Annotated in this window: 16 protein-coding genes; 1 reads left to right on the forward strand and 15 read right to left on the reverse strand. The window is 44.5% G+C overall.

Annotated elements, in window-relative coordinates; translation table 11 throughout:
• Nucleotides 1–11 precede the first annotated feature (11 nt).
• From ACR1R9_RS20875 to ACR1R9_RS20935, 13 genes are all read right to left on the reverse strand, one after another.
• Nucleotides 12–1157, reverse strand: a complete 1146-nt coding sequence (locus ACR1R9_RS20875; protein ID WP_433922832.1) for a glycosyltransferase family 4 protein — start codon at nt 1155–1157, stop codon at nt 12–14.
• Between the two features lie 37 nt (nt 1158–1194).
• Nucleotides 1195–2277, reverse strand: coding sequence for a glycosyltransferase family 4 protein (locus tag ACR1R9_RS20880; RefSeq protein ID WP_175383687.1), 1083 nt, complete (start codon nt 2275–2277; stop codon nt 1195–1197).
• A 1-nt stretch (nt 2278) separates the two neighbouring features.
• Nucleotides 2279–3442, reverse strand: a complete 1164-nt coding sequence (locus ACR1R9_RS20885; RefSeq protein ID WP_433922831.1) for a glycosyltransferase — start codon at nt 3440–3442, stop codon at nt 2279–2281.
• Entirely contained in the window at nt 3439–4752 is a 1314-nt protein-coding gene (locus tag ACR1R9_RS20890) for a hypothetical protein (protein WP_433922830.1), read from the reverse strand. Before ACR1R9_RS20890 ends, ACR1R9_RS20885 begins: the two co-directional genes overlap by 4 nt.
• Nucleotide 4753: 1 nt before the next feature.
• Entirely contained in the window at nt 4754–5947 is a 1194-nt protein-coding gene (locus ACR1R9_RS20895; protein ID WP_433922829.1) for a glycosyltransferase, read from the reverse strand.
• A gap of 25 nt (nt 5948–5972) precedes the next feature.
• Nucleotides 5973–6758 carry an NAD-dependent epimerase/dehydratase family protein gene (locus ACR1R9_RS20900; RefSeq protein WP_433956388.1) on the reverse strand — a complete coding sequence of 262 codons (786 nt, stop codon included), beginning with the start codon at nt 6756–6758 and terminating at the stop codon, nt 5973–5975.
• Nucleotides 6734–6943 carry an NAD-dependent epimerase/dehydratase family protein gene (locus tag ACR1R9_RS20905; protein WP_433956389.1) on the reverse strand — a complete coding sequence of 70 codons (210 nt, stop codon included), beginning with the start codon at nt 6941–6943 and terminating at the stop codon, nt 6734–6736. Before ACR1R9_RS20905 ends, ACR1R9_RS20900 begins: the two co-directional genes overlap by 25 nt.
• 24 nt (nt 6944–6967) lie before the next feature.
• The gene (locus ACR1R9_RS20910; RefSeq protein ID WP_433922827.1) at nt 6968–7636 is read right to left on the reverse strand and encodes a sugar transferase; all 669 of its coding nucleotides are present in this window, start codon (nt 7634–7636) and stop codon (nt 6968–6970) included.
• Nucleotides 7633–8541, reverse strand: a complete 909-nt coding sequence (galU, locus tag ACR1R9_RS20915; protein WP_076291493.1) for a UTP--glucose-1-phosphate uridylyltransferase GalU — start codon at nt 8539–8541, stop codon at nt 7633–7635. Before galU ends, ACR1R9_RS20910 begins: the two co-directional genes overlap by 4 nt.
• 261 nt (nt 8542–8802) lie before the next feature.
• Nucleotides 8803–9486 (reverse strand): CpsD/CapB family tyrosine-protein kinase, encoded by a 684-nt coding sequence (locus ACR1R9_RS20920; RefSeq protein WP_433922826.1) that lies wholly within the window; start codon nt 9484–9486, stop codon nt 8803–8805.
• Entirely contained in the window at nt 9467–10219 is a 753-nt protein-coding gene (locus ACR1R9_RS20925; RefSeq protein WP_433922825.1) for a YveK family protein, read from the reverse strand. The genes ACR1R9_RS20920 and ACR1R9_RS20925 overlap by 20 nt, the downstream gene beginning before the upstream one ends.
• 66 nt (nt 10220–10285) lie before the next feature.
• Entirely contained in the window at nt 10286–11044 is a 759-nt protein-coding gene (locus ACR1R9_RS20930; protein ID WP_433922824.1) for a tyrosine-protein phosphatase, read from the reverse strand.
• A 153-nt stretch (nt 11045–11197) separates the two neighbouring features.
• Nucleotides 11198–11632 carry a hypothetical protein gene (locus tag ACR1R9_RS20935; protein ID WP_433948898.1) on the reverse strand — a complete coding sequence of 145 codons (435 nt, stop codon included), beginning with the start codon at nt 11630–11632 and terminating at the stop codon, nt 11198–11200.
• A gap of 332 nt (nt 11633–11964) precedes the next feature.
• On the opposite strand from ACR1R9_RS20935, the gene ACR1R9_RS20940 reads away from it, so the two are divergent.
• Nucleotides 11965–12333: a helix-turn-helix domain-containing protein gene (locus tag ACR1R9_RS20940; RefSeq protein ID WP_024632898.1), complete on the forward strand. Its 369-nt coding sequence runs from the start codon at nt 11965–11967 to the stop codon at nt 12331–12333.
• Between the two features lie 101 nt (nt 12334–12434).
• Here the strand turns inward: ACR1R9_RS20940 and ACR1R9_RS20945 are convergent, their stop codons facing one another.
• Together ACR1R9_RS20945 and gltB are read right to left on the reverse strand one after the other, a co-directional pair.
• Nucleotides 12435–12590: a hypothetical protein gene (locus tag ACR1R9_RS20945; RefSeq protein WP_180287105.1), complete on the reverse strand. Its 156-nt coding sequence runs from the start codon at nt 12588–12590 to the stop codon at nt 12435–12437.
• Between the two features lie 221 nt (nt 12591–12811).
• Nucleotides 12812–17410: a glutamate synthase large subunit gene (gltB, locus tag ACR1R9_RS20950; RefSeq protein ID WP_433922822.1), complete on the reverse strand. Its 4599-nt coding sequence runs from the start codon at nt 17408–17410 to the stop codon at nt 12812–12814.
• Between the last annotated feature and the right edge of the window lie 189 nt (nt 17411–17599).

Genomic DNA, 17599 nt, shown 5'->3' on the forward strand with positions numbered 1-17599 from the left:
GTTTTATTTGTTCAGGCTAATTGCTTCAACAGCTGTCCGCGATGCGACCATAAGCAATGATTAATAACCCAGTCATAACCGTTATTTCCCATCGTTCTGGCCAGTCCTTCATCCGTAATCAATTCTTCGATACGATTGGCGATTTCCTTTTCATCCAGAGGATTTACAAGATAACCCGTTATCTCGTCCTTTACTGCGTCAGGAATTCCACCGCTGTTGCCCGCAATCACAGGTAATCTGTAGTAATTGGCTTCAAGGAATACGATTCCGAAACCTTCTACATCACCTTTTTCCTTAATATCACGGCTAGGCATGACAAAAAGATCAGAACATTCATATATCTGATGCAGCTCATGGTCAGTGATGCCGCCTGTAAAAACGACTACAGATTCTAACCCGTACTGCCTCACCAGACGTTCCAATTCCCCTCTGTGTGGACCCTCTCCACATATTAGATATTTCAGATTAGGAATCCGCTCGATCACATGACTAATAGCTTTAAGAGTGACATCATGTCCTTTACGCTCAACCAAACGAGAGACGGTTATCATCACTTTTTTGCCTTGCAGATCATATTTATCCCTGATATCTTCATTGAATTCAGAACCACCAATTAGTTTACTTACGTTTAATCCCGGTGGAATAATGACTATCTGCATCTCCGGAATGCCGAGCTCCACCAACTTTGACTTGGTGTACTGACTATTGGCAATCACCTTTTCAGACCGCCTCAATATGAACAACAAGAGTGGAAACAACTTGCTATTCACCATCCCCATTACATCCAGGCCATGAACATAAGGGAAATATTTAATCCCGAAAAAAAATTTCATAAACGGGCCTGTGATGCCTACTGGGAATATGTTAACAAAGTGTATTTCATCGGCCTTTTTGCGCCATTTCAGAATAATAAGCTGGAAGAATAGGATCAGCTGCGATACGATGAGCAGGAGCTTATTGGAATTCCAAAAGATTCGTTTCCGGATAATCTCGAAATCGGTCTTCTGGTCAAATTGTTCTGACGCTGCAACATCCTTTATTTTATTCGTTAGAACCGTAGTCTCTTCTGCCGGAATCTGTGATATAAGTCCATAAGCGTAATCATGAATCCCTCCTTTTTCGGGCGGGAAATCAATAGCAACAAATACCTTATTCATAGGTTTTATCTCCCTTGAAAGACCGCATAAAGCCTTCTTACACCGTACTCATGATTACGTTGACTGTATCCTTGGCACATTTGTTCCAGGAAAAAAAAGCCGAATGCTCTCTGCCCTGAATGGACAATCTCTGGCCAAGCTCCGGGTCAGACATAATCTCGACTAGGCGTGAAGCGGCTTCCTGCGGATGATGAGGATCAAAGTAAAGCCCAGCTTCCCCACATACTTCCGGAATGGACCCTCGAGAAGATACAATCACCGGACACCCGAGCGCCATCGCCTCAAGCGGCGGCAAGCCAAATCCTTCATACAACGACGGGAAAATGAAGCCAGCAGCATGTTCGTACAACGCTTTTAACTCTTCGTCCGTCACATAACCCACCCAATTTATGCCATCCGATTCGCTCAATGCGTGATTGCTGAATACCTTGCTGTTTTTCGAACCAACAATGACCACACTCAAATTTTGCGCCTTCACCTCAGGCAAAATTTCTAAAATCAGCTTGAAGTTCTTATATGGATTCATGGTGCTGACAGCCAGGACGTACGGTGATTTAATCCCGTATTTCTCCAGCGTTCCTTGAGCAGCTTGCCTATGATGAATATGATCAATGCCCAAATGAGTGACGGTTACTTTCTGTGCGGCAATTTTGCAGTGTTGGATCAGTTCTCCTTTGGAGAAATTGGATACCGTGATCACCTTTTTGGAAATCTTCCCCAACCTAACGGTCAAAAACTGATACCATGAACGAAAAGCAAAAGAAAATGCCTTCGGATAACTGAATACGGATGCATCGTGGATTGTAACGACCTGATTTCGTTTGAACGCCGGGCCTGTGTTACAAAGGTTGATCAGTAATCCTTTCCTCGCATAGAGCGGGAGCTCAAGCTGCTCCCACACATGTCCCTTGAATCTGCCGACCACCTGGTGACGGATATGCTTTAATTCAAGTTTAGTGATAACATTTGCGGGGGAAAGCAGACAAAACTCATATCTTGTTCCATCCACCTCTCCCGCCTCAATGAGTTTGTCTATTTCCTTTATAAGCTCAATAGCATACCGCTGTACTCCGGTAACGGTCTGAGTTAGGAAGCGGGCATTAATATATATTCTGATCATGTTATTCTCCATTTCTCTTTGAAATTTCCAAACGTGAAGCAGGATGAACCCCCTGGAAGGCAACCCCGATATTCCTCGCTTCATAATAGAGACTAACGAACTCTTCATTCATTCGATCAGAGCTGAACTTCTCCTTGTAAATGCCATGACCTACTTCGCCCATGGCGGCCAGCGTCATTTTATCCAAACTCATAAGAATCTCTCTCAGCTCTTCGGGTCGTTCCAAATCAAAGATGTATCCGTTCATGCCATGTGAGACTAACTCCGGCAAAGAGGCCCGATTGCTTGCGATCACTGGCTTGTGGTTCTTCATAGCTTCCAGAGCTACCAAGGGTAATCCCTCCCACCTGGATGGCATGATAATTGCATCGCATTGCTCGTAGTAGTGGTCAATTTCCGCATTGTCCACCCAACCCAACCGAACAACATTTTCAGGAAAAATCCACTCATTCTTTTCCAACACGCTATCTCCAATAACATATAGCCGAATCAATTGTTGAAGTTCAGGATATTTACCCATGACATCCAGAAGGATATCTAGTCCCTTCTGTCGATCATATCTGCCAACGAATAAGAGCTGAATGACACTCGTCTTATCCAAATCATCTCGAACCACTGATGAAGATTGATCTGGTCGCTGGATATTTTTACGATCCCGCAATCCACTGTACACAAACCTTGATTTGGCAGGAGACATCCCTAATTGAACGGACTGTTCCAACTCATACTTCGAAATATTGATGATAAAATCTGTTTTGAACTCCAGCACTTTCTCGATTATGAAATAAGCCTTTTTATGTAAAGGCTTAGTATCCATTAGAAAGGACCATCCATGTGAGCAATAAAATACGCTGGCTTTACGGGGAGAAATAAAAAACAAGCCCCTTGCGAGCATACCCGCAAATGAGCTGTGAACATGAATAATATCCGGTTGAATACGTCGTATGGCTTGGTGAATCTGTCTCATGGCCGAGAAAAAGTGTTTGGGATGGCGCTTATACTTGTAACGAAAAATGCGATCTGGCTCCAAATCGAAATCAGAAGCCGAATTATAGTCGCTCATCAACAAATAAACATCAAAAATATGACGTTGGTATGCAACAAGCTCGTTTAAATATGTCGCCACACCACCAACAACGTATTCTCCTATATGCAGAACCTTCATTTAAGCTCACCTGCTTCATAAGGTATAACTTCTGTTTCGGGATGCTGATAAAGAGCCATACCAATAACTATCCATATCGATATATTACCAGGAAACATCTCGAGCACGTTCGTTGTAAGACTTGCCGCCGCCACTCCGATTCCAAGCGCAATCGCCATTTGTGGCAATCCCATAACTTTTGTAGCAGGTAGCCTATTCATTTGTTTTACAAGGCATATCATGATCCACATGAACAGAGCAAACCAATACAAAAGACCCAGCCATCCCGTCTGCTCATAAAATGAAAAGTATTGGTTATCTACGGCAAAATTGTTCGACTGCAATCCTATAATATGAGTTCTCCGACTGGCTGCTCCTACAGAACCTAAGCCACTCCCAATTACTCCAGCCATCGTAAATGGTGACGTCAGATTGACCCCCCAACTCTGAAACCGATCTAACAACGAGCTGACGGAGAGCAGATTGTAGCTGTCCAGCATCCGGGTAACAAACACGGCGACCGCTGGAAGCAACAGAAAGACACCTGCCAGAAGAAGCATATTTTTTTTATTGTACTTGCGGACATGGAGGAAAAACATCACAATCTGATAAACGAGCCAGAGAACTAGGGCCGAACGGATCGTAGAAAAGAGCAAGAAGCTGATCGTCAATATTTGAATAAAAAGGCGGAATAGACGATATCTCTCTGCCAGTCGGGTTTTTTCCGCGATAAGGCCTGTAATCAACAGAGCATATGCGTATCCGTCAGGCGAATAGGTTATGGAAGACAGGCGCGGAACGCCTTCTAGGTAGTTCTTGATGTTAACCCCATAGACAAAACCAAGAGAAATCAACTGCTGTATTCCGAGTGAATACTGAATTAACCACCCAGTTATAAGCAGTAACAAGATGATTAGATTGATTCTGGCAAATAAATATATACCCTTAATTCTGGAAATTAACATTCCCGTGAACATCATCATTATTGGCAGAAAAGTAATCTTGAGTCCGTAGATTAGCGAGACTATACTCCCGCCTAGCAACAGGTTCATGGAACCTATTGCAGTAACTGAACCAAGCAAGAAAATAAAAGGAATGATGAATTCATGCTGACTCCGATATACTTTGCTTAAAGCAAATACAGCTAGAAATAACATTCCCGCATCTTTTAGAGACCGAATGATTATATTATCCACATAAATGGAAATTAGGCCGTAGCATGACAGATAGACCAATAATACATGGATCATGACCTTAAATAATGCATGCTTAGGTTTGACGTTGGCTTTTAAGTATACTGGTGTCCCTGCATTCATGGAAATAATCTGCATGTTAACCTCCATGCCTGATCAGCTTTTCGTATATATCCATATGCTTCTGAAGAAGATAGTTCTCATTAAAAAGTTGGCTATGTTGATAACATCGCTTCTTTAAATTAATTTTCTTTTGCTCACTCATGTGATAATACTGAAGAATAGACTGTGTAATAGACTCAGAGCTGTGAGAAGTAAAGGCAAATTCATCTGTATCCAGCAGAATTTCCGCCATCCCTCCAACACGAGAAGCATACACAGGCGTACCAACCTGATAAGATTCGATCACTACTCTTCCAAAAGGTTCAGCCCACGTAGAGGGAACAACGGTAAGATCCATCTCTTTCATCTGTGGGGAAATCTGAGATTTATCCAGTTTCCCTCTAAAAATAATGCGTGATTCTGACCCTACTAACTGTTTCAAATGCTGTAGCAGTGGACCATCCCCAAAAATATGCAAGGTACCCACAATATCCTGTCCAAGACTTTTTACCGCATCAATTAGATAATGAACACCCTTTACTTCCGTTAATTGCCCAAAGTAACCAATATTCAATGGCTGATGATGGTGTATCTCCTTCTCTGCATACAACTCCTGGACATTGTTATTTTCCTCTACAATGTTATGAATGACATGTTTGGAGGATCTTTCGAAGAATCCAAGCGTTGTATGACTCCCAAGTATATGGTTGGATATACCAATTACTGAAGATATCATTCGGCTGTATCTTCTTGATATTTGTCTATATAACCTGGAGTATGCGGATATTTTAATAGGGTCAATTAATGAAAAGTCACGTAGCGTATGCACGACTGGAATATTCAATTCATGTGCAGCTTTCCAGATCGCCAGGCTCAAACCAGGGATATTCTGGGTATGAATAATAGCAGGTTGTACTCTGGCTAAATACGCCTTGATGTATCGATATTGCTTAATATTAAAGATATCCTGGACTCTCCACATCATCTTATTGGCAGCGGATGTTTCTTGTACGGAGTTCCCAATCCAGTACCGATTGTTATAGGGCAGCCGCGAGATTTCAATCCCGTTAATTATCTCTGTACGTACTTCCCTTTTTTCGTGTCCACCTACAGTAATGACTTTGACATCATAATGACGATTCATCGTCTGCGCCAGAATTTGCGTTGATATTTCTGCGCCCCCAATGATATGGGGTGGATACAAACTGTGAGCAATTAATACTTTTTCCATTCTTCTCAACTCACTTTAATCAGCTTCATGGAGTTTCCTGCAACATCGCCCGGTAATGGCCGATCGTAAGTTTTAAACCTTCTTCTAAGCCAATCTCAGGTTCCCAATTTAAAATTTCTCGAGCCTTGTCAATTACTGGACGTCTTACTTTAGGGTCATCTTCTGGCAAAGGTAAAAAAACGAGATTGCTGTCTGATTGCGTAAGCTCTTTAACCAGACAAGCAACTTCAAGTACGCTATATTCCGTGGGATTACCAATGTTGATAATTTCCCCATTTGCTCTATCTACAGCCATCAGTTTTTGTAGTCCTCGAATGTTATCATCCACATAACAGAACGAGCGTGTTTGTGATCCGTCGCCGTACACCGTAATATCCTGCCCTGTCAGTGCCTGTGTTACAAAGTTGGAAATGACACGACCGTCATCGTTTCGTAGTCCTGAGGAATACGTATTAAAAATACGCGCTACCTTCACGGGAACACTGTGTTTCGTGTAGTATTCATAACAAAACACTTCACCCAAACGCTTGGCCTCATCATAACAGGCTCTAGGGCCCCAGGTGTTCACGTTACCTCGATAACTCTCAGGTTGCGGATGAACTTCCGGATCTCCATAAGCTTCACTCGTACTCGAATATAGGAACTTTGCTCCTTTGGTACGAGCGAGCTCCAGCAAATGATAGGTTCCTCGAGTGTTCACCCAGATCGTTCCGATCGAATCAGCCTGATAGAATTTTGGTGAAGCGGGTGAGGCAAGATGATAGACTTCATCTACAGCCTGATCCATCAGAAAATCCAGTGAGTCGGGCAACGTAACATCAGCTTCACGGAAAAAAAGAGGGGGCTGTTAGCCACCTCTTGCAGATTTTTAGAAACGCCTGTTGAAAGGTTATCTATTCCGGTAACCTGATGTCCTTGATCAATTAATGATTTGACTAGATGTGAGCCTAGGAAACCGGCCGCTCCCGTCACTACAACATGTTTCAATGTGATCACACTCCATATTATCTAATGAGTAGGCTAAAATGTATTACTTTTGATCATAACGCCAACGGTTTTAAAAATGATAATGATATCCATCTTCATAGAGACGTTGGAGATATAGTGAAAATCATATTGCAGATTATGGTGAATCGGTTCCTTGCGAACATCACTTACTTGCCATAATCCAGTAATCCCTGGTTTCACCAGAAAACGTCTGCGCTCCAGATCCGTATAGCTTTCTTCTACGATTCGCTTCATTTCAGGTCTTGGGCCTATGAAGCTCATGTCACCCTTGATAATATTAAGCAATTGCGGCAGCTCATCCAGACTAGTTTTACGCAGTAATCTACCCAGTCGTGTAATTCTCGGATCATTGCTTGTCGTTGGAGATACGCCATATTTCGGCGCATCCGTACGCATCGTTCTGAATTTATAAATACTAAATTTAACTCCGTTTTTCCCGTAACGTTCTTGTTTGAATATTACAGGCCCTTTGGAATCAAGCTTAATCATAATTGCTGCAACAAGCATGACCGGTGATGTAATCAGCAATAGCATAGCCGCAATAATAAAATCGATAAACGGTTTTATTATGTCAGCATATCCGCCAACACGCTGGGAGTAAGGCTGTTCCAATACTGCCGAAGTGCCATCCTTGGCCAGGGCTTCTCCACTCCCAAAGTATTCCGGTCTTGAAAGTTTCACAGACTATCCCCTCCTGCTACAAGCATTTGGTTCAATTGTTCCTTCATTAAAATCTCTTCGATCGCCATGAGTACCGGCGCACGCAATTCTTTATTTTTGAGAGCAAAATCAAGTGTGGTCAGGATATAGCCCAGTTTCTCACCGACGTCAAACCGGGACCCTTCAAAATCATAAGCACTAATTCCTTCATCCCGGTTCAACATTTGCAGCGCATCCGTGAGTTGGATCTCACCACCTGCACCCACATTTTGTTCTTCCAGATACTCAAATACTTTAGGTGTCAAAATGTAACGTCCCATAATAGCCAAGTTGGAAGGTGCTGTACCCAATGGTGGCTTCTCAACCATGCTGTTTACAGAAGATAAACGCCCCTCTGTATGCAAGGGATCAATAATTCCGTAGCGGTAGGTTTCACTTGGACTTACTGTTTTCACTCCGAGTACAGACTGGTTGACCTTCTCATATTGCTGAATGAGTTGCTTCGTGCACGGTACATCCGAAACAACAATATCATCGCCAAGCAATACAGCAAACGGTTCATTGCCAATAAAGTTTCGAGCACACCATACTGCATGCCCAAGTCCCAATGCTTCCTTCTGCCTTATGTAATGAATATCAACGTTGGAGGACTTTCGGACTTCTTCCAGTAAGCTGAGCTTTCCTTTTCCGAGCAGATTTTGCTCCAGTTCAAACGCGCTGTCAAAATGATCTTCAATCGCACGTTTTCCCTTGCCCGTTACAATAATAATGTCCTCAATCCCGGAAGCTACAGCTTCTTCAACGATGTATTGAATGGTTGGTTTATCCACAATAGGGAGCATTTCTTTAGGCATTGCCTTTGTAGCGGGTAAAAATCGGGTTCCCAATCCGGCTGCGGGAATGATTGCTTTCCTCACTCTAGTCATAAATACCACCCTATCCATTAATATTTTTTATGTTTAAAAGCATGAGTTGGACCACTTATTAAAATCCATGAAATCATGAAATAAATTGATGCAATTCTTACTTTTAATTTCATAAAAGGGCATCAAACCCAGCCTCACATCACACCCTTGACGATATACGTCTAAGGTACACTACCCACAGTGTGACCGAGTGCCTACCTTGATAAAGGTATAGTAGACATCACCTTGGCGATATTATTTGTGGATCAATTAGCGCATTCGTTACGCATTTTCCCCATAGTAGGTATTTCGACTCTTTGGCACCTGTACATTGTTCAAGACAGCTCCGAGGATACGTGCGTTCACATGTTCAAGATGGGCTTTTGCCTTTTTAACCAGATCCTTCTTCACCTTGCCCGCACTCACAACAAGAATGACGCCATCACACAATGAACTAATAATTAAAGCATCCGTAACTGCCAGAACAGGAGGGGTATCAAATAAAATCACATCGTATTCTTCCTTCAAATCCTGGAGCAAAGCCGTCATTTTACGAGATCCAATCATCTCTGAAGGGTTAGGAGGTATAGGGCCGGAAGACAGAACATGCAGCCCTTCCACCCCGGTTTCCCGAATTACTTCCTTAACTTTATATTGGCTGGACAATACACTAGTCAGACCCACATGGTTAGGAACATTAAACATACGATGCAACGCAGGTTTTCGCAGGTCCGTATCCATAAGGAGTACCTTTTTCCCTTCTTGGGCATAGGTAACTGCCAGATTGCCGATTGTAGTGGTCTTGCCTTCACCAGATAAGGCCGAGGCAATCATGATCGTTTGAATCTGACTATCAATCGATGAGAATTGGATATTGGTTCTTAACTTCCGATATGCTTCAGATGATGTAGACTTGGGATTAGCCATAGTAACGAGGCTCCCTTTATCATTGGTTAACCGTGGCATACTGGCCATCACCTACCTGTTTTTGAGATGTTGTTGACTGTTTAGAAAAGCGCGCTTCTTCTTTTCTGATTCTGGAAATAACAGCAAGTGCAGGTATCCCCAGCTCTTTTTCCAATTCAACCTCCGTTTTCAACGTATCGTCCAGGTATTCCAACAAAAACACAAATCCTATAGATAGGAGTAGCCCAACCAGGAAACTAATTAAGATGTTTATAACGGGATTGAAATTAATAGGTCCAGAGGAATCCGTGGGTTTAGCTTCACTCAGAATAGTCACATTATCCACTTTCATAATTACGGGGATTTGGGATTCAAACACTTTGGCGATGGCATTTACCGTTTTGGCGGCTTTTTCAGAAGATAAACCGATGGCGGTCAAACTCATAACTTGGGATTCATTCGCGGTAGATACCCTTATGCTTTGTGCCAGTTGATTACCATTCATGCCAAGATCGGGGTATGTAGCAGCAACTTTATCGAGGATTGCCGAAGATTTGATAATTTCCATATAGGAGTTTATCACCTTGATGTTGGTTTGAATTGAACCATAATCAAGACTTGGTACACCTTGAGCATTATATGCCTGGTTCACGATTAATTTAGCGTTCGCCTCATATAGAGGTACCGTTAGAAAATAGCTTTTAACACCTGCCCCTATGCTAGCAACCGCAACAAAGGCAACAATAATCCAAATTCGTTTTCGTAAAATTTGCATATACTCTTTTAACTCCATCTCGTATTCCTCCCATTTAAATCAGCAATTATGATGAAGAACGGTGTCTTATATATTTTCAGCCGGTTACCAGAACAACAATCTACGCTTCATGATCACAGGTTCTTCCGGCTCTATGATTTGATTGTTCCATACCGACCAAGCATTATTTTGCAAATTTTGAACCAAGTGACTTCCAAATCGGCGTTGAAGCAAATGATAAGCGGCTTTCATCGAGAACGCCCTTCCTTCCATATTATGGGCATCTGATGAAATGAAATGAAATCCGTTTTCTTTGCAAAAATGAAAACACCATCTCTGAACTTTTCGTCCGAAAAGTCCTATGACCGATTGAGCCGTGATTTGACATAGAGCACCTTGCCCAACATATTCAACCAATAAATCGGGATTGTTCTGGATTGGACGATTTCGTTCGGGATGAGCAATAATTGGAATGATACCCGCCAACTTAAGTTCTTGGAGTATCCCGGGGAACTGCGAGGGGATATGACCAAAGGGCAATTCCAGCAACATGTATCGGCTCCCGGCGAGTGTGCAGCACTTTCCTGCGTATAAGTCTGCAATCAGGTGGTCATGCACCCTGATCTCCTGTCCGGAACGGATCTCCAAGCGAATGTTGCGTTTGCGAAGTTCTGCATGTAGCAGGTCCACTGCCTGATTGACCACGTTGGGTTGATTGTTGTACTGCCCGTTCAGGTGATGCGGAGTAGCAATGATCGAGGTAATTCCTGAGGCTGCCGCTTTCTCAGCCATCGCAATGGACTGTTCCATATGAACAGGACCATCATCCAGACCGGACAAAATGTGGCAGTGCATTTCAACCATATCCAAACTTCCTGAAATAGTATGATCCCCCTCGCCCCTTTATTCATTGCGCAAATGCTTTTGGTGTTAAAGAACTAATGCATAACGCTATGAAATATAGTAAAATGGCGTTAAGTACATGCTTGTTCAGAATATGTTTAGAATGTGTTCAACTCATATGGTAAAATCAATGTAATGATAGGGTTCCTTTAAGGCATGTTGTTCGCTCGCTTTCTCATATTGAAAGCGGGAAACCGTGGGAAACTGAACTTCTCGAATCATTGTATTTAACTGTCCCGTTATATATAGTGTCTGCTCTTGCCGAATATGCAAACTTGAATGATACAATGTGAGCTCTCCGAAGGGCTGTTTCCATTGCAACCTTGCGTGAAGTCGTACACATACATGGCTATCTTCTACATCCAAACCAATTAACATCTCTGATGATATTGGCAAGTCCAGGTCGCTCAGGAAGGTGATCGCTCGTGTGTCCATACCAAGCAACAGAACGGGGCGTCTTTTGCGGTCTACCAATTTGCCATGAAACTCCTGAATGTACATATGGACATTTAACTTGAGATCCGCCCATTCCTGAATCATTGAATTCATGGCTTCATTCCTTTAGAATGGATTAGCTTACAAGAGTTGCCTATACTCCTTCTCACAGGTATATTGGCTAGGCAACGTGGTCATACTTAAAATATCCCAAATGATACATTTTGTAACTCCATACGTCCAATTTACGATACAATTTGTATCATGTCAAGCAGTATTTGGACATGGTTCTTTTGATTTACGACAATATGAGATGTCCTTAGACAGACCTATATACAACTAGGACTACTAAGGCATTACGATGATGCAGGAAAGCTGCCCTGATCAAACACTTGGCTCAGGATTGTTCTAATATATATTTGATGGCGTTCAGGGGGAAATAGCATATGAGCTACGGAAATCGCATTGCTGAATTAAGGGAACAGCGGGGACTTACTCAAGAAGAACTTGCGAGCTCCATTCATATTACGAGAGCTGCTCTCTCCCACTACGAGAAAAACCGACGCAAACCGGATTTCGAAGTGTTAACGAGACTTGCTGACATCTTTGGTGTATCCATTGATTATCTCATTGGACGGACGAAACAAAGTGATGTCGTAATGGATGAGGACGTAAGAGAATTCGTGGACGCCCTTGAATTATCGGATAAGGAAGTGCTGGAACGCTTCGGCCTGATGATTGATGGCAAACCCTTAACAGAAGAAGAGGCACGTCGTTTTATTGCTTTTGTCCGCATGGAGCGCAGTATGGATTAAACCGCAAAGAAGACCCAGTACCGAGAAATACCATTCTCCGGTTGCTGGGCTTTTTTATGTCTTGATTTCCCTCCATCTATTCTAGGCTTGTCGATGTGTTGTCAAGCGCGCTTGTTGTTGTCGGAGGATACGAAATGGTTCCAACGCTCCGGGTCGATTCCGCATTGCAGTAAAACTTTCATGATGTCCATCTGGGTTGCTTCGACTGGTTTACCTTTCGACTTACGATCGCCCCTGTTTGGTTGCTTCATATTCATTCCGCTAACCTCTCTTATCTTTATACTTTCCCTGCACTCCAAAACTAGCCTTATTATACTTGAGAAAGTTCTTCAATGTTGTCGTCTCATGGCGATAGCGTTTTTTGTACGGGTTCTAATTTTGTCGAAAACCAAATAGGAGCTCTACAGCGCCGCGTTGGACGCCATAAAGCTCCTATTATTCTTAATACAACCCGTTCATGAAATCGGACAGGAATATATTAACCTCCTGTACGTGCAAGTTCACGCATGTTAGCTTCAAAAGCAGCCAGCAAAGCAGCCTCTCCGGTCAGGCCCGTTGCCTGAATCCGTTCGATTTGCTCGGTCATTCGTTTGAAGTCCTTTGGAATAACCCGAACAAATTGATCTAAAGATTGCTGCCAGTTATCCAGAATGCGCTGCCCCGCCTCACTGCCTGTGTTCGCAACATGACGTTGAATCATGCCTCGCAGATCTGCACTCTCAGAGACATCTTCGATACGCTCCAAAAGTACCATTTCCAGATTACAACGTTTCAGGAATGTGCCTTTCGGATCATACACATAAGCGATACCTCCGGACATCCCGGCTGCAAAGTTACGACCTGTATCACCCAGAACGACGACACGTCCCCCCGTCATGTACTCACAACCATGGTCGCCTACACCTTCAACAACCACTTTGGCACCCGAGTTCCGCACAGCGAACCGCTCTCCCGCAATACCACGAATATACGCTTCACCACTGGTTGCACCGTATAGAGCCGTGTTACCAATGATGATGTTATCTTCGGCATCAAATGTGGCTTTCGGTGAAGGCATGACGATCAGTTTACCTCCGGACAACCCTTTACCTACATAGTCATTGGAATCCCCTTCAACGGTCAATGTCATACCTCTAGGTACAAAGGCCCCAAAGCTTTGTCCAGCGGACCCGACAAATTTGAATTGAACCGTATCTTCGGGCAATCCTGCTATTCCATATTTGCGCGTAATTTCACTACCCAAAATGGTACCTACTGCACGGTTTACATTGGTAATTGGGAGCACCGCTTCAACCGGTTGACCGGATTCAAGCGCTGGTTGCGCCAATGGCAGCAACTGCTGCATATCCAGCGTCTCTTCCAATTGGTGGTTTTGATGCTGTGTACGGTAACGTGCAGAGCCTTCTGGCATTTCAGGCACATGCAACAATACCGACAGATCTACACCTTTTTTCTTCCAGTGGTCTACAGCCTCTACCGTTTCGAGGCAATCGGTACGACCTACCATTTCCTGAATCGTACGGAATCCAAGATCAGCCATGATTTCGCGAACATCTTCAGCAACAAAACGCATGAAGTTAACGACATGAGCAGGATCTCCCGTGTAATTTTTACGCAATTCAGGGTTTTGTGTTGCTACACCTACCGGACATGTATCCATCTGGCAGACACGCATCATGATACAACCGAGTGCAACGAGTGGTGCTGTAGAGAATCCATACTCCTCAGCTCCGAGCAAAGCTGCGATAGCCAAGTCACGACCATTCAGCATTTTTCCGTCTGTTTCCAGTACGACACGGTCACGAAGATTATTCAGCATTAACGTTTGATGTGTCTCTGCAAGACCCAGCTCCCAAGGCATTCCCGCGTGGCGAATTGAGCCTTGCGGGGATGCACCTGTACCACCGTCATAACCGCTGACGAGGATAATATCGGCACGACCTTTAGCAACACCAGCAGCAATCGTTCCAACGCCGACTTCGGATACCAATTTAACGTTGATCTCTGCACGTGGATTGGCATTTTTTAAGTCATAGATCAACTCGGCCAGATCCTCAATCGAGTAGATATCATGATGCGGTGGCGGAGAGATCAGACCTACACCCGGTGTTGATCCACGAACTTCAGCAACCCAAGGGTACACCTTGCGTCCAGGCAACTGTCCACCTTCACCCGGTTTTGCTCCCTGTGCCATCTTGATCTGAATCTCGTCGGCATTAACCAGATAGTTGGATGTTACACCAAAACGTCCGGATGCCACCTGTTTGATCGCACTGCGGCGAGAATCACCGTTACTATCTTTAATGAAGCGAGCAGGATCTTCGCCACCTTCACCTGTATTGGATTTACCACCAACACGGTTCATCGCAATAGCAAGATCTTCGTGTGCCTCTTTACTGATCGAACCGAAGGACATTGCCCCGGTTTTGAAACGACGCATAATGTCTTCGACGGACTCTACTTCTTCCAAAGGAATCGCAGGACCGACTGGTTTCAGTCTCAGCATGGAGCGAATGGTCAGCAACTGATCATTTTCGCCTTGCACGAGTTTGGAATACTTTTTATACAGTTTGTAATCGCCCGTACGTACTGCATGCTGCAGCGTATGGATCGTTTGCGGATTGAAAAGATGCTCTTCTCCGTCGTTACGCCATTGGTATTCCCCGCCGGAATCAAGCACTTTGTCATTGCCATCTTTGTCCGTAAAGGCACGGTTGTGATGAGTCAATGCTTCGGCAGCCACTTCTTCCAGGCCAATCCCGCCAATTCGGGAAGGCGTCCACGTAAAGTAACGATCAACGAAGTCCGATTTCAGACCCACCGCTTCGAAAATTTGGGCCCCACGATAGGATTGAATCGTCGAAATTCCCATTTTGGACAATATTTTAATAACGCCTTTGGTAGCGGCTTTAATGTAGTTCTTCACGGCTTTCTCATGTGAGATGCCACGCAGCAGCCCTTGCTGAATCATGTCATCCAGCGTTTCAAACGCCAGATATGGGTTCACCGCACTTACGCCGTAACCAAGCAACAAGGCATAGTGATGAATATCACGCGGCTCTGCCGATTCCAGCAAAATGCTGACTTTGGTTCTGGTTCCTTTACGAATCAGATGATGATGCAAACCTGCTACAGCCAGCAATGCTGGAATAGCCGCATTCTCGGCGTCCACACCACGGTCAGACAGGATCAAAATGTTGTGACCTTTGTCAATGACACGGTCTGAAGCTTCGAAGAGCAGTTCCATCGCTTTGCGAAGTCCTTCTGCGCCCTCTTTTGCTGTAAAGAAGATCGGAATCGTCATGGAACGGAAGCCCGGACGACGAACATGGCGAATCTTCGCAAAATCTTCATTAGAAAGTACCGGTGTATCCAAACGAATCTGACGACAGCTCTCCGGTTCAGGATTCAGCAGGTTACGCTCAGGTCCGATCGTTGTTGCTGTAGACGTTACAATCTCTTCACGAATTGCGTCGATCGGTGGATTGGTAACTTGTGCAAACATTTGTTTAAAATAGTTATACAGACGCTGCGGACGATCCGATAGAACCGCCAGTGGTGCATCATAACCCATGGAGCCTGTAGCTTCCATACCTGTTGAAGCCATTGGCTCCAACACTTTGCGCAACTCTTCAAATGTATATCCATACGCCAGCTGAAGCTGCGTCACGTTATCATGTTTTGGATCAGGCAGTTCCGGTGCATCCGGCAGCTCATTCAGATCCATCAGATGCTCATCGAGCCAATCCTGATACGGATTCTCGGCCGCAATGAGAGCTTTCACTTCCTCATCCGCAATTATACGTCCTTGTTGTGTATCGACAAGCAGCATACGTCCAGGACGCAGACGATCTTTGTAAAGAATTTCTTCAGGAGCGATATCAAGTACCCCAACCTCAGAGGACAAAATAATGCGGTCGTCTTTCGTTACATAGTAACGTGCAGGACGCAGACCATTACGGTCAAGAGTTGCACCAATCTGTAAACCGTCGGTAAAGGCCATTGCTGCCGGTCCATCCCACGGCTCCATCATCGTGCTGTGATATTCATAGAATGCCTTCTTGGCAGGATCCATTCCCTCATCTGTACTCCACGGCTCAGGAACCATCATCATGGCCACGTGTGGCAATGAACGGCCGCTCAAATACAGGAACTCCAGTGTGTTATCAAACATGGCCGTATCCGAACCATCCGGATTGATAACCGGTTTTACTTTCGAGATGTCGTTACCGAACAATTCGCTCTCAAACAGCGACTGCCGGGCATGCATCCAATTCACGTTACCACGCATCGTATTGATCTCACCGTTGTGGATCATGAAGCGATACGGGTGGGCACGTTCCCAGCTTGGGAATGTATTCGTACTGAAACGGGAGTGAACAAGCGCAATCGCTGATTCCACGAGATCTTCCTGAAGATCCAGATAGAACTGTCCCACCTGTTCCGTTGTCAGCATGCCTTTGTAGACGATTTTGCGACAGGACAAGCTTGGCAGGTAGAATGAACCACCTTCTGCTTCATCCGCCGAATAACGAATAGCCAGCTCCGCACGTCTACGAATGACGTACAATTTCCGTTCAAATCCCAATTCATCCTTAACATCTGCCGATCTTCCAATGAACACCTGACGCACATAAGGCTTCGCTGCAAGCGCAGAACGTCCCAGCATCTCATCAAACGTAGGCACATCCCGGAAACCCAGGAACGTCTGGCCTTCTTCTTCGATGATCTTCTTAAGGCTCTCTTCATGCGCTCTCCGAATGACAGGGTCCTGTGAAAGGAACAGCATCCCTACGCCGTAAAAGCCCTGTTCAGGTAATGCAAAACCAAGACGGTCCGCTTCCTGTGCAAAATAGCGATGTGGAATCTGGATCAAGATACCAGCTCCGTCACCGGAATTAGGCTCACTGCCCTGTCCTCCGCGGTGTTCCATGTTACTGAGCATGGTCAGTGCCTGACTAACGATGTCGTGTGAAGGTACTCCTTTGATGTTGGCAACAAAACCCATTCCGCATGCGTCTTTTTCGAACTGTGGGTCGTACAGACCCTGTTTAGGAGGTAATCCGATGTGTCTCATGGAACGCAACCTTTCTATAGTGAAGTATTTCGGAAAGATCAAGAACATAGGCAACAAGCAACAATAAAACGGGAGGGGCGGGCATTTTCAACCTGAAAAATTGCCTGCTGGATGAACGAGGGCGACAGCAATAAGGGCTGTCAATCTTATAAATGCTGCTATTGCGGCAGAGGCCATCCATGAGATGAG

Source organism: Paenibacillus taichungensis, from assembly GCF_050994985.1.
Classification (GTDB): domain Bacteria; phylum Bacillota; class Bacilli; order Paenibacillales; family Paenibacillaceae; genus Paenibacillus; species Paenibacillus taichungensis.

What these genes read in the sequence shown, in the direction of transcription:
- ACR1R9_RS20875 (WP_433922832.1), bottom strand. Translation starts at nt 1,157, where the DNA reads ATGAATAAGGTATTTGTTGCTATTGATTTCCCGCCCGAAAAAGGAGGG.
- ACR1R9_RS20880 (WP_175383687.1), bottom strand. Translation starts at nt 2,277, where the DNA reads ATGATCAGAATATATATTAATGCCCGCTTCCTAACTCAGACCGTTACC.
- ACR1R9_RS20885 (WP_433922831.1), bottom strand. Translation starts at nt 3,442, where the DNA reads ATGAAGGTTCTGCATATAGGAGAATACGTTGTTGGTGGTGTGGCGACA.
- ACR1R9_RS20890 (WP_433922830.1), bottom strand. Translation starts at nt 4,752, where the DNA reads ATGCAGATTATTTCCATGAATGCAGGGACACCAGTATACTTAAAAGCC.
- ACR1R9_RS20895 (WP_433922829.1), bottom strand. Translation starts at nt 5,947, where the DNA reads ATGGAAAAAGTATTAATTGCTCACAGTTTGTATCCACCCCATATCATT.
- galU (WP_076291493.1), bottom strand. Translation starts at nt 8,541, where the DNA reads ATGACTAGAGTGAGGAAAGCAATCATTCCCGCAGCCGGATTGGGAACC.
- ACR1R9_RS20920 (WP_433922826.1), bottom strand. Translation starts at nt 9,486, where the DNA reads ATGCCACGGTTAACCAATGATAAAGGGAGCCTCGTTACTATGGCTAAT.
- ACR1R9_RS20925 (WP_433922825.1), bottom strand. Translation starts at nt 10,219, where the DNA reads ATGGAGTTAAAAGAGTATATGCAAATTTTACGAAAACGAATTTGGATT.
- ACR1R9_RS20930 (WP_433922824.1), bottom strand. Translation starts at nt 11,044, where the DNA reads ATGGTTGAAATGCACTGCCACATTTTGTCCGGTCTGGATGATGGTCCT.
- ACR1R9_RS20935 (WP_433948898.1), bottom strand. Translation starts at nt 11,632, where the DNA reads ATGAATTCAATGATTCAGGAATGGGCGGATCTCAAGTTAAATGTCCAT.
- ACR1R9_RS20940 (WP_024632898.1), top strand. Translation starts at nt 11,965, where the DNA reads ATGAGCTACGGAAATCGCATTGCTGAATTAAGGGAACAGCGGGGACTT.
- ACR1R9_RS20945 (WP_180287105.1), bottom strand. Translation starts at nt 12,590, where the DNA reads ATGAATATGAAGCAACCAAACAGGGGCGATCGTAAGTCGAAAGGTAAA.
- gltB (WP_433922822.1), bottom strand. Translation starts at nt 17,410, where the DNA reads ATGAGACACATCGGATTACCTCCTAAACAGGGTCTGTACGACCCACAG.